Annotated in this window: 7 protein-coding genes and 1 pseudogene; all 8 read right to left on the bottom strand. The window is 54.2% G+C overall.

Going from position 1 to position 12,432, the window contains the following annotated elements:
* Positions 1 to 16: 16 nt before the first annotated feature.
* The 8 genes and pseudogenes from ACHHV8_RS04140 to ACHHV8_RS04105 all read right to left on the bottom strand — a co-directional run bounded on the left by ACHHV8_RS04140 (position 17) and on the right by ACHHV8_RS04105 (position 12,413).
* Positions 17 to 1,089: pseudogene (locus ACHHV8_RS04140) on the bottom strand (NAD(P)-dependent alcohol dehydrogenase).
* Positions 1,090 to 1,301: 212 nt separating this feature from the next.
* The gene (locus ACHHV8_RS04135) at positions 1,302 to 2,837 is read right to left on the bottom strand and encodes a response regulator transcription factor (protein WP_395157022.1); all 1,536 of its coding nucleotides are present in this window, start codon (positions 2,835 to 2,837) and stop codon (positions 1,302 to 1,304) included.
* The gene (locus tag ACHHV8_RS04130) at positions 2,834 to 4,591 is read right to left on the bottom strand and encodes a cache domain-containing sensor histidine kinase (protein WP_395157020.1); all 1,758 of its coding nucleotides are present in this window, start codon (positions 4,589 to 4,591) and stop codon (positions 2,834 to 2,836) included. Before ACHHV8_RS04130 ends, ACHHV8_RS04135 begins: the two co-directional genes overlap by 4 nt.
* A 230-nt stretch (positions 4,592 to 4,821) precedes the next feature.
* Positions 4,822 to 6,462: an extracellular solute-binding protein gene (locus ACHHV8_RS04125; RefSeq protein ID WP_395157018.1), complete on the bottom strand. Its 1,641-nt coding sequence runs from the start codon at positions 6,460 to 6,462 to the stop codon at positions 4,822 to 4,824.
* 41 nt (positions 6,463 to 6,503) lie between these two features.
* On the bottom strand, positions 6,504 to 7,376 hold the full coding sequence (locus tag ACHHV8_RS04120) for a carbohydrate ABC transporter permease (RefSeq protein ID WP_395157016.1): 873 nt from the start codon (positions 7,374 to 7,376) through the stop codon (positions 6,504 to 6,506).
* Between the two features lie 19 nt (positions 7,377 to 7,395).
* On the bottom strand, positions 7,396 to 8,352 hold the full coding sequence (locus tag ACHHV8_RS04115) for an ABC transporter permease (RefSeq protein ID WP_395157014.1): 957 nt from the start codon (positions 8,350 to 8,352) through the stop codon (positions 7,396 to 7,398).
* A gap of 388 nt (positions 8,353 to 8,740) precedes the next feature.
* Positions 8,741 to 10,846, bottom strand: a complete 2,106-nt coding sequence (locus ACHHV8_RS04110; RefSeq protein ID WP_395157012.1) for an alpha/beta hydrolase fold domain-containing protein — start codon at positions 10,844 to 10,846, stop codon at positions 8,741 to 8,743.
* Between the two features lie 13 nt (positions 10,847 to 10,859).
* Positions 10,860 to 12,413 carry an extracellular solute-binding protein gene (locus tag ACHHV8_RS04105; protein ID WP_395157010.1) on the bottom strand — a complete coding sequence of 518 codons (1,554 nt, stop codon included), beginning with the start codon at positions 12,411 to 12,413 and terminating at the stop codon, positions 10,860 to 10,862.
* Positions 12,414 to 12,432 lie beyond the last annotated feature (19 nt).

The raw sequence follows: 12,432 nt of genomic DNA, 5'->3' as shown, positions 1-12,432 counted from the left end.
GTGCTCCGTCTGTTTCTTACTCGTTCGGATTGACGATAATTTTTACGCTGGTCGCTTTCTCCGTCATCGCTTTGACCATCGCTTGCTGCGTCTGTGCCAGCGGGAAGCGGTCCGTAAAGATGCTGTCCAGACCCTGCAGACCGCCGGACAGGAAACGAATCCCCATCGGGTACGTGTTGGCATAGCGGAAGATGCCGTAAATATCGATCTCGTTGTCGCAGATGGACGGCACGTTGAAGCCGACCTCGTCGACGGGCGGCAGCCCTACGATCGACAGCTTGCCTCCCCGGCGGATTACCTTCATCGCGGTTTGCAGCGCCCGCGGATGGCCGGCGGTTTCAATCGCCAGATCGACGCCCCGCTGCCCCGTCAGCTCCAATATCCGCGCAGCCGGGTCGCCCGCTTTGCCGGAGACGGCGTCAGTAGCGCCCAGCTTGAGCGCGGTCTGCAGCCGGTTCTCCTCCAGGTCGCTGACCAGGATGCGCGAAGCGCCGAACGCTTTGGCTGCGGCGACGGCCAGCAGGCCGACCGGCCCCATGCCGATGATCGCCACCTCGCCGCCGGGCTGGAAGCCGGCGCGGTTCAGCGCGTGGATGCCGACCGACAACGGCTCCGCCATCGCCGCTTCCTCGAACGACACATGATCGGGAATCGGGAACACGAAGTCTTCCCGATGCTTGATGTACTGCACGAACGCCCCGTCTACCGGAGGCGTCGCCAGGAACTGCACATCGGGGCACAGGTTGTAGCGCCCCTCTTTGCACTGCTCGCAGCGGCCGCACGTAACGCCGGGCTCGACGGCTACCCGGTCGCCGGGAGCAAAGCGCGTGACGCGTTCCCCGCAGGCGACGACGATGCCCGCGCATTCGTGCCCGAGGATGATCGGCTTGCGGACCACGTAGGGGCCGATCCGCCCGTGCTCGAAGTAATGCACGTCGGAGCCGCATACTCCTACCGCCATTACTTTGATCAGCACCTCGTCCGGTCCCGGCCTCGGGAACCGGAAGCTCCTCAATGGTGATGGTGCACCGGGGTTTGCATGACCGCGGCTTTCATCACAGCCGGAATCGTTTCTGTATACGCATTCATACTTACATCCTCCTTTAGAATTAAGGCAGTGGAACGATAAAGCATTCCTGTCGGTCGCTTAAGACGTCCCAAACTAAGTTTATTCATCATACTAAGTTTAGTATTCGGCTGAAAAGACAAGAATCCTGCTTTCAAAGAAGCTGGATTTTTCGCCGGGCTTACATTAAGAGAGGGCAGGCTCCTGCCTTCAAGAAACTGCATTCCTGAACGAGTCACCGGCTGGCCATCTGCTTGCGGTATTCTTTCGGGGAGACTCCCGCTATTCGGTTGAATATATGCGTGAAATAATTGGAGTCGTTGAAGCCGGTAGCCTCAGAAATTTCAAATATTTTCATATCCGTGCTTTTCAGCAAAAGCTTCGCTTTCCGTACGCGCAGGTTCTGGATATATCCGGTTACACTTTCCCCGGTTTCCTTTTTAAACAGATTGCTGAAGTAGCTGGGATTGAGATGGACATGGGCCGCCACCTCGGCCAAGCCGCATACCCCCATGTAGGATTCTTCAATAAACCGGATGGCCTGCTTGACCGGTCTATCATTCTTGCTGGCAAGCCAGTTATTGTGGGACTGCAGGAATTCATGGATGTATCCCTGCAGCCAAGCCCTAATATCCTCCGGCGTCGCACATTTGTAGACAGAATCCCACTCGATGGGGCGCACGGCCATCTGCCATTCGGGAAATTGGACCTGCACTAGCCGAAGAATCGCAGCAGCCAGCAGCAGCGCTTCGATCTTGGCGGTTTGCGGGGGCAAATGGCTGATCCGGACGACTTGCTCCTGCAGCTCCCGGCTCAGCCGGCTGTTATCCTCCGACATAAGCCAAGTTACAATTTCCTTCTCCTTCTCATAAAGCGCCGTCTGGTTGAGCAGCGATTCATTGGCAGCAGCGTGTTCCCTGTCCCCTTCCCGGCAAAATCGTCTGTAGGCCTGGTGCAATTCCTCTGTGCCGGCGCATAGCCCTTGTCCGCTGCATTCAAGAACCAGCTTCAAATAATGATGAACCGAATCGGTGAGAATCTGCAGCCATGCGGGGGTTGTATCCGGCCGGGAAGCACTGCGGCTCACCAATAGAGCCCATTCCGATGCGTTCAAGGAGAACAGGCGAAAGCCGCCGGGAAACCATTTATTCATGTGCTCCCCGGCAATATTGGCGAAAGCAAACTGCAAAAGCGGCACATCCTGGGCGGAATAATGCTTCTCGTGAGGGAAAAAGGTAGGAATACGGAGAAAATACAGCTCGCATGGCTCCATTCGTTTCAGCAGCGTCTCCACTTCTTCGCCGCTGCAGGGCATGCCCATAATAGCCGACCGCAGCTCACCGTCTTCATGCTGGCGCTTCCATCCCTCCACCAAGAGCTGGGACTGGCTTTCTTCAATCAGCTGCACATAAATCCGGTCGAGTACGCTTAATATATCCGTTTCCACACAAGGCTTCGTAATAAAGTCCAGCACCCCGAACTTGACGGCGGACTGCGCATACGAGAAATCCTTGAATCCGGTTACAATCACAATCTTCGTCGGCCAGCCGCGGCTCCTGATTTCTTCTGCCAGCTGCAGACCATCTATATGAGGCATCCGGATATCGGTCAGCAACAGATCCGGAACACATTTCTCCATCATGAACAACGCGTCCCGGCCATTGGCCGCTTCCCCCGTCACCACCCACTCGGCGGACCGCTTCCCCGCCAGCTTCAGCAGTCCTTTGCGGAAGTTGGGCTGATCCTCTGCAATCAACAGCTTGCCCTTCATCCGTTTTCCTCCTCATGACTCCGCAATGTTCCGGATTTAATAGGAAGCGTCATGTGAACAACCGTCCCTTTCCCTGGACTGCTGGTAATTTCCACTCCATATACGGGTCCGTATACCAGTTGAATACGCCGCAGCACACTTTTGTAGCCGATTCCCGTCTTATTGCCCTCCGGCAGCGCAGCTTCCGCCTCCGTCAAGGTTCTCAAGGTTTCTTGATCCATGCCGCATCCGTTGTCAGCCACCTCGATATGCAGCGCTTCATTTAATAGAAAGGCTTTAATCCGCAGCACCCGGTCTTTCTCCATATCCCGGAAAGCATGCACAAACACATTTTCCACCACCGGCAGCAAAAGGGATCGCATCATCCGCAGGTTCAGCAGGGACTCCTCCGCTTGAATAATGGTTTCAATTTCGCCGGTGAACAGCTCTGTCTGGATCTTGATGTAATTGCGGATCTGATGCAGCTCTTCGCCAAGCGTCGTATCCGTCTGGACAGATTTAAGGGAATACTTCAACATCTCCGAGATGGCGTTGATCAGAAGCGCCGTCTCCTCCTGATCGTTGCTGTACAGCTTCCAATACAGCTCATTGAACAAGTTGTGCAGGTAATGGGGATTCAGCTGCGCCTGGATGGCCTTCAGCTCCGATTCCCTCTGGCTGATCTGGGCCAAATACACCTTATTGATCAGCTCGCTCACCTGCTCCGCCATGCTGTTGAAGCTGTCTCCGATGTAGCCCAGCTCATCGCCGGAATCCACTCTGACACGGACCGTAAAGTCGCCGGAACGAAGCATACGCAGTCCCTGCATCAGATGGGCCAGAGGAGTCAGGAGCGTCCGGGTGGAAATCGTAATCAGCAGCGCACTGAGCAGGATCACGCCGATTCCGGCAAATGCCAATGCCTGAATGATGTCTTTATTTTTCCTCTGTATCTCCTGCAAGGAAGCCCCTCCGTATAGGGTAAAGCCCTCCGGAATCAGCTCGTGGCGGACAAACAGATAGGTGATGCCATTCATTTTGACATAACGGGGGTAATTCGCCTTGGTCAGCTGCAATAGCTGCTCCATCTCGCTCTGGTCGGTATTGGAGTAGAGCATGCCGCCCATAGGCTCCAGAAGCAGCACCTTGCCGCTGCCGTTCTCCGTAAGATCCCGCAGCACCTTGGACACCAGGCTTTCCTCCATCACCATCACCATCGTGCCGTACGGGATCAGCTTCTCGTTGAGCATCCGTCTGGCAGCAACCAGAACTGTTCTGCGGCCGTCCGGATCAATGGTGCTGGCCGCCTCGGCCCGGCCCCAAACCATATTCCCCCGATGAGGCTTAAGCTTGTCCATCATTTTGGTCAAGTCTTCCGTTCCAGGCTCTCCCGACGCGCCGGTCTTGGAGAGAACCGTCATTTCCCCGTTCTCGTTGTACAGAAAAACGGAACGGATGGACGGCGCATCCACGAGCAGCATATTCAGCTGCTCTTCCACATACTTACGGTTCTTGAACTCGGTGTAGGAATCGCTTACGGGAACGGTGTTCTCCCTGAGGAACTGCTCGATGGACGGATTCAGGATAATGGATTGGGATACCCGGTTGACTTCCTGGAAGGACATCTCCAGTCTGGCCAAAGCTTGTTCGTTGGCAATGGAGAACTGTTTGCTGATTTCATCCTCCATTAACTGGATATTGGACCTGTACACCATCCAGCCTGCCAACGCAAAGGCAAGTGTTACCATACACGAGAGCAGCACGATCAGTTTCATCTTGAAGCTGCCCTTGATTTGTCCGGCTATATACCCCGGCCAGCTTGTCGGTTGCAGTCGGCTTCCCCCCTTGAATTTCATATTGTATTATAAAACGCTTCCTTCCAAGCAAACAAGGTTTTCATCGGACCTGTCTGCTTGGAACTCATATAGAATGCTTCGAAAGCAAACTTGGCCCGGCATTTTGCCGAACCAAGTCCACATTCATCCTATTTCAGGCCCTTCAGCCCTTACTTGTGCTGGGAGCGGGCCAGCTCCAGAATATCTTTCCCCAGGAAGGCCCTGTCCTTATTTTCTTTATACCAGGTATTCATGAATTCCTCGATCTGTTTGCCGCCGCCTCTCTCCCAGGCAGCTTTGGCATCTGCAGCGGCCTGCTCAGGCGTATATTTGGCCCCGCCGATAATGCCTTTGGTATAGATGTCCTTCATTTCCTTGTCGACATTCGTATTGATCACTACCAGGTCGCTCGGCAGGGCAGGCATATGCTCATAGTGAGTCAGCGCGGGATACTGGGCCTCGGGATTCAGCAGAAACTCGTCGGCTTTCTTCAGCATCTCCAGACCGGCTTTCTGGTCAGGATCATTCACATCGAACGCAGTGGTGGAGATCAGCAGCGGATTCTCGGGGATCGAGTAGAACATCGAGTAATCGATGGCCCAATCCAGCTCCTTGGCATTTTTGGCAGGATCAATGACTTTGGGAAAACCGTCCGCACCTGTTTTCCAATGCTCTCCCTCCACTCCTTTCTTCAGAATCAGACCTGTCTCCGGTTTGAGAATGAAGTTAATATATTCCATGGCAGCCTTCGGATTTTTGGCCGCAGCATTGATTACCGTGGTCATTTGTACCGGATTGACCACATGATGAACGAATTGTCCCATAGGAGACTTGGGCTGGGCCATCGGCGCAATCTCCGCCTCCGGAACAACCTTGCGGAGCGTTTGGAGGTCCGTTACTGTGCTCTCAAACCAGTTGCTGACAACAGGAGGAAGGTAAACGCCTATTTTTCCGTTCAAATAATCCTGCTTGGCTTTGGCTCCATTCTTATCCGCCAGGTAGTCCCTATCGATAAGCCCTTCCTCAAATAACTTTTTCTTGAATTTAAGAGACTCCAGCGTGTTATCCCAAGTCCTGATAATCTTGTCGTCACCTGAGATCTTCCAGCCGTACGAGCCGAACATGGAATCCACCATACCATCCGAGGTATAGCTCATATTGGTTCCATAAGTATCCTTCTTGCCGTTGCCGTCAGGATCCTGCTCCACGAAGGCTTTCAGCACGACAAGCAGTTCGTCGGTGGTCTTAGGAACCTCCAGGTTCAGCTTTTTTAGCCAATCCATCCGGATAAAGGCTACACTCTGCAGATGGGGCTCATTCATTTTGCCGATTTCGTAAAGCTTGCCGTCCGGCTTCGTGCCTATTTTGCGGAGCTGAGGGTACTTTTCCAGCAGCTTCTCGTATTCAGGCGCATATTTCAAGTAATCGTCCAGTGGCATCAATTGCTTCTGCTGGTACAGGGAATTCCGAAACCCCGTATCGTAATCGTTGACAATATCCGGCGCACTGCCCGATGCGAACAGCACATTCAGCTTCTTGACCGCCTCTGCCCGGGCTATCGGCACATATTTGGCCGTAACGGGAGAATGCTCATTGATCCACTTCGTCCAACGGTTTTCCTCCACCGTTCCCTCCGCTGCGGGGATGTTGCCCCTGTCATAGTTGGAAACGGTAATGATGGCTTTGCCTTCGGCTTGCCCGTTCGTCCCCTCTTCGTTCTGACTGCACCCGGCTGCCCCTGCTGCCATAACCGCCGACAGTCCCAGTGCCAGCGTGATCTTCATTTTTGGTGCGGATTTTTGTCTAAACATGTGGAATCCCCCTCAATCTATGATTGATTTCGTTGCTGCCGTTACCCCTTAATAGAGCCAAGCATGATGCCTTTGACAAAATATTTCTGCAGGAACGGGTATACCGCCAGCATGGGCACAACCATAACCATAACCCCAACCGCTTTCAGCTTTTCGGATACCATTTCCTGCTGCTGCATCATATCCATGGCCGACATATTGTAGTTCCCCTGAATTTGCAGCATCCCCTGCACGATAACGGTAAGATTCTGCAAATTCGTTTTGTTGATGTAAAGAATAACGCTCATGAACATGTTCCAGTAGCCCACCCCGTAGAATAACGTCAGTGTAGCCATCATGGGCAGAGACAAGGGCAGGATGATGCGCGTGAGCAGCTGGACCTCGCCGCATCCGTCCATCTGGGCGGAATCCACCACTTCTCCCGGGATGCTCTCAAAATAGCTTTTCATAATCAGCATATTATAGGTACTGATCAGTCCGCTGATCCAGAGCGACCAGTAAGTATTGGTTAAATGCAGGTTGTTCATGATCAGATATGTAGGGATCATGCCTCCGCTGAAGAGCATGGTGAACAAGGCAGCTGTTGTAATCGGTTTGCGGGCGTAGAGGTAATAGCGGGATAAGGGATAAGCCGTCAGCACCGTGGCCAGCATGCTCAGGACCGTTCCGATTAAGGTAATGATCACGCTGTTGCCAAAGGCGCGCAGGGCCGGCGTATTCTCAAAAAAGTATTTGTAAACGGTGAAATCAAGCCCCACCGGCCAGAACCAGACCCGCCCCAGGTCAACCGCATGCCCCGAGCTTACGGACAGCGCAATGAGATGCAGGAAAGGCAGAATGCAGGTAAGCGAAATGAGGATCAATACCGTGTGAATGAAGCTGACAAAAATTTTTCCGCCTGTGGATTCCCTCAAGAGGACTTCCCTCCTTTCTTCAGAATAACCCCTGATCGAATTTACGGGCCAATGCATTGGCCGACAGCACAAGCACCAGGCCGACAAAGGATTCAAACAATCCCATGGCTGTGGTTAGGCCAAACTGGGCCTGCTGCAGCCCTACTTTGTACACGTAGGTGCTGATGACCTCCGCTTTCTCCAGGACAGTGGGATTCTGCAAGTTGTAAACCTGGTCAAACCCTACCTCCATCAGACGGCCCATTCCAAGAATCAGCAGCAGGATAATCGTAGGACGGATACCCGGCAGGGTAATATGCCAAATCTGTCTAAGCTTGCCTGCGCCATCCATCCCCGCGGATTCGTACAGGCTGGGATCAATGCCGGCGATAGCGGCGAGATAAATAATAGCGCCGAAGCCCATCTCCTTCCACATCCCGGAGCCGATGAAGATGGCGATCCATGAGTTAGCGCGGTACAGGAACGGCACCGGCTCCATCCCCCATTGGCCCAGCAGCTTGTTAATGGTGCCGCCGTCGATGGAGAACAAAGTCAGGATAATGCCTGCAACGATAACCCAGGACAAGAAATGAGGCAGATAAATAACGGTTTGAATCCAGCGCTTCAGCCAGCTCTTGCGGACCTCATTCAAGGCAATGGCGATAATAATCGGCGCAGGGAACCCGAAGATCAGGTTCAGAATGCTCAGGGTAAGCGTATTCCAGATAATTTGCAGCGTGACGTGAGACTGGAATAAAATCTCGAAATATTTCAACCCCACCCACGGACTTGACCATATGCCATCGTGAAAGTTGTAGTTTTTGAATGCGATCACAAGACCGCCCATAGGCAAGTAGCGGAATATGAGATAATAAAGCACTCCAGGTATAAGCATGATAAATAGCGGAATATTTTGCCGAAACCGCTTGGTCTGGTAAAAAGCCTCTTTGGCTGCCGGTGCTCTATTCGTTCCTGCGGCGGCAGGCGTTGTTTTCATGGCTCCTCCTTCTTTCCTGATGAAAGTTGTATTGGATGTGATGCTTATAATGTAACGCGGTTCGTCTATTCCGAGCCTTAAAAATCTTTAGTTCTTTCTGTACGATTTTTGTTTCTATTAAAATAGGCTAAAATAGGCCAACCAGAAATGTCTGGCTGACCTGATAAGACGAATACCCTACCGAGAGACTTTTTAAAAGTGTCTACTCGATAGGGTACAGTTCACAGTATAATGAGCCGGGTCTTTTTCACCTCGGCTAGGTTTAGGCACAAGCGCTGCGGAGCAGAGCGGAACAGGCATGGCTGCAGCCATGCGCGCGAGCTAGCTTCAGATACCGCATGGCGCAATGTGCGATGGAGTGCGGCGGTATGCCGGCGATGCCGGTCGTCTAAGGCTGATAGCCCGCTTTATAATACACCTGCTCCGTTACCGTCCGATTTTTCACATATTGATCGAGGAACGACCAAGCCTCCGCGTTGGCCTGCTCGGATGCCGTGCCAGTAAAGCCGTGGCCCTGGCCCGGTACAACCTGAAAGTCTACGACCGGTACGCCGGCCGCCGTCAGCTGATTGGCAAACGTAACGCTGTCCGTGTACGGAATCGTAGCGTCCGCGTCGCCGTGGCGAATCCAGAACGGCGGATCGTCGGGCGAAGCATACGTTCCCGGCATCGCAAGGCGTGCAAGATCCGGAACGGAGAACGCGTTGCTGCCACCAAGCAGCGCGGTCACCGAGCTGTACCCGTTCGCGAACCCGGTAGTGAAATCGGCGGGGCCGTACCAGTCCGCGACCGCCTGCACCTTGTCGGAAAATTCCGGCCAGCCGCCGGCTCCTTCCAGATCCGGCACATTCACGGTATGCCCGTTATCCAGGGTCACTTGATCGGCGGAGGTCAAATCGCCGGAGGTGCCGAGCAGCGAGGCCAGATGCCCTCCCGCCGAGGAGCCCCATACCCCGATGCGGCTGGGGTCGATGCCGTACTGCGCCGCATGAGCCCGCAAATAACGGATGGCCAGCTTGACATCCTGGATTTGGGCTGGATACGGCGCTTCCGGGGTTAACCGGTAATCGAGCGTAACGCCGATATATCCTCTTTTGGTCACGTAGCCGCAGATCGTGCCGAGCGCCTGCTTCCGGTCGCCATGATTCCAGCCGCCGCCGTGAATATAGACGATCACCGGCATCGGGCTGGAAGGTGCAGCTTCAGGCACCGCGATTGAGGTATACAGCGGTCGCGATCCGGCCAAGCCGATCTGCACGTCCTCATACAGCGTCACGCCTGCCGGAGGCGTGAACGGCACCGGGTCAACCGGCGGCGTAACGGGCACCGGACTGGCTGCCGGAGGAATGCCCGGAATCGCCTGACCCGCGATCGAGACGCTGTCGATGTACATATTGGCATTCATCGCATCGCCGACGCGGAAGCGGATTTTGATATTGTCGTTATTGTTCGCTGCTGATGGCAGCGTCCATGTTTTCAGCGTATTGGATTGGCTGTTCTTGTGCTCGGCGGTTCCGGCCGGGAGTTTGAAATCCTCCAGCGTCGTCCAGCTCGTGCCGCCGTCGGGCGACCATTCCGTTATGACGCTCCCGCTGATATAAGAGGAAGCGCGCGTATAATAGCTCAATTGAATATTGCCGTAGCCCGTCGTATTGAGCGGCAGCGCGAGCGCATCCTTGGAATCGATCTTTACCAGATTGGGCAGCGACGGTGCGCTGGTCGATACGGACGTTTTGGCCGCGCTTGCATTCGCCCCCTCCTGCACCCATGGCGAAGGAATGACGACGCCTCCGGCGGAGCCGTAATTGTCCGGATCGTCGAAATTGTCGTTAAAGAACGTAATCAGCGGCCCTTGCGGATCGGGAATCGTGCCCGATTCCGTTTGTCCCCGGACCTCCACGTCGTCGATATAAATGTTGCCTGAGAGAGCAGCCGACGCGTCAACCCGGAAGCGGACCTGAAAGTCCTCCACATCGTCCGCCGATACGTAATCCGGCGATGCCAGCAGGTAGGTTCTTTGCTTGAAGGTTCCCTGGGAAGCATCAATAGGATCCAGCGCCGTCCAATTCGCGCCGCCGTCCGCGGAATATTCCACCTTTACCCCGCCGGCGGTTACATTCGCCTTATACCAGTAGCTGAGCTGGATATTGCGGAAGCCGGACGTGCCCAAGTGCAGCGTCAGCGCATCGGAGGCATCCAGCTTGGCTCCGTAGGTACCGGTGTGCATGCCGCTTGGCAGTGTCTTGACCAGGCTCCCGCCCGTACCGTCCTGCGACCACTTCGAAGACGGTGACGCAGGCACCGGGGTGCCGTTGCCGTACTCGAAGCTGTCATAGAACAGCTGCGTATCCTGCGATTGTTCCGCGCCCGCCGCTTGCGCCACGGAGGGTGTGAGCGTTTTCAATCCCGGTAAAGCCGCCGCACCTGCAGATGCTGCCAGCAAGCCGGCACACAGCAGCACCTTGATGCTTTTTCCGAATAACAGGCCTTTCATGGACTACGCCTCCTTATTTCTTTTTGGATAAAATAACGCCTTCCTTCTTGTTATAGCGCTCCGTTGCCTCTTTGATGACCTCATTGCCGCCCTTCGATTTCCATTCCTCCAGCACCTTCGGATAATCGGCGATATTCTCCTTGCCATACACCATTTTGATAACATGTACCAGAACGACCGGAGGCAGCTTATCGCCTGTCGGGGTAATATCCGGGTTCTTCGTATAGCCCTGCAGCTGCGGCTCGAACTGGATTCCATCGCGGCCTTCCTTTGCCAGTACCGTGTCATAGAGCTTCATCAGATTTTGTCCTTCCGGCGTCAGACTGAGCGAGCCTTTGTTATAGGTCGTGTCCTGCACGAACCAGAGCAGTGTCTGCCGGTACGTCTCCTCATCGACCTCCAAAGCATTGGCCGGCGCTTTGTAATTGATTTTGCCGTTCTCCTCGGTGTAGTTTTCCCCTTTAATCCCGAAGGTGAAAAATTTCTCCGCCTCATCGCTGACCATCCAGTCGAAAAATTTAATAATGCCCGCAGGGCCCTTCGCCTTTTTGTTGATCAAGTAGGCCCTCGTCACATTGCCGACCAGCCGCAGCCCGCCCTGACCGTCCGGGCCCGTGGGAGACGGGATCAATTTCATTTTGGCCCCCGGCACGCTTTCCTTCAGCTGGTTATCCCATTGGATCAGCAGGTTCGCATTCATATTCCAGATGCCCGCTTTGCCTGCAAGAATATCGTTCTTAAATTTGGTCGGGTTCGTCGTTGCGAACTCCTTGCTGATCAAGCCCTCGTCCAGCATCGTTTTGTAAGTCTGCATCGTGCGCTGCATTCCCTCGACATTGAAAAACTTCGGAACGATCTGATCCCCCTGCTTCATGAAAAAGTTGGCGAACACGTCGTTCGCCCCAAAAAACATATCCGAGTAGACGAAATCCTCCCGGCCCATATACGGGTTCTCGACGCCCAGCTTCTTAAAAGCGCGCATCACGTTGAGATAATCGTCCACTGTCTTCGGCTCCGGCAGTCCGGTCTTCTCCAGCAGATCCTCCCGAATCCATGTCGCCCGGCGGGAAGGATTCGACAGCCATTCCGGAATGGCATAAATATTGCCGTCCGCGTCCGTTTCCTTCTCCCATGCATCCTTCGGTATTTTGGCCAGCAAATTTTTCCCGTACTTGTTCAGCAGATCGTTCAGCGGCATGAATACGCCCGCCTGTACCGAGCCGGCAAGCTGCGGATTCGTCAGTCCAGCGCTTGCCTGGACGACATCGGGAATATCGTTGATCGCGAACATTTGGATCATCTTCTGATCGAATTCCTTATGCGGCATCAGCCGAATATCCAGATCGGTGTTGGTCAGCTCCTCCAGCTTCTTCACCCATTTCTCCTCATTCAGATTCGGGTGATTCTCCGCATAAGAGATATTGCCTGAACGAAAAGAGATCGAAAAGGACGTTTTCCCTCCGGAACTGGAGGATTCTTCACTCGGCTGTGCGCCGGGCTGCGAGCAGCCGATAACCGTGGTGGCGGTCAATGCCGCACCGGTCAAGACTAAAAGCCATTTTTTCATGAGATAACTCTCCTTGTCG

It is taken from the genome of Paenibacillus sp. TAB_01, assembly GCF_043945595.1.
Lineage (GTDB): Bacteria > Bacillota > Bacilli > Paenibacillales > NBRC-103111 > Paenibacillus_S.
Note: the sequence above shows the minus strand (reverse complement) of the source record. Positions and strands in the feature narration are given on the sequence as shown.